Origin of the sequence: Bradyrhizobium sp. NBAIM08 (assembly GCF_020193935.1) — a bacterium.
Classification (GTDB): Bacteria; Pseudomonadota; Alphaproteobacteria; order Rhizobiales; family Xanthobacteraceae; genus Bradyrhizobium; species Bradyrhizobium yuanmingense.
On record NZ_JADYVR010001048.1, the window covers coordinates 1 to 398 of the forward strand.

Consider the following 398-nt stretch of genomic DNA (forward strand, 5'->3'; position numbering starts at 1 on the left):
AATCAATCGCGTTTTAAAACCCGGCGGACAGTTTATTTTTCATACGCCGAACGAAACCGGCTATTTCGCCGTGTTTAGAAAACTCGTGCCGAAGCCGCTGGTTAAAAAGCTCGCCGCGTTGTTCGACGGCAGACCGGCGGACGACGTTTTTGAGATTCATTACAAAGCCAACCGCGAAGAAAAAATCGAGGCAGTCGCGCGGGAGACGAATTTTGAAATCAAAGAAATAAAATTCGTCAGTTCCGACGCGGTTTGCGCCGTCGTGCCGCCGCTCGCCGTCATCGAACTTTTGTGGATTCGACTGCTGATGCGCCCGTCAATGCGGCGTTTCAGAACGAATTTGATTGTCGTTTTAAAAAAGAAAGCCGATTCGCAATAATTCAGTCAGGAAAAAATGC

1 pseudogene is annotated in these 398 nt (G+C 48.5%); it reads left to right on the forward strand.

Annotated elements, in window-relative coordinates:
• Positions 1-379 (forward strand): annotated as a pseudogene (locus I6F37_RS43400) (hypothetical protein); the annotation flags it as partial.
• Positions 380-398 lie beyond the last annotated feature (19 nt).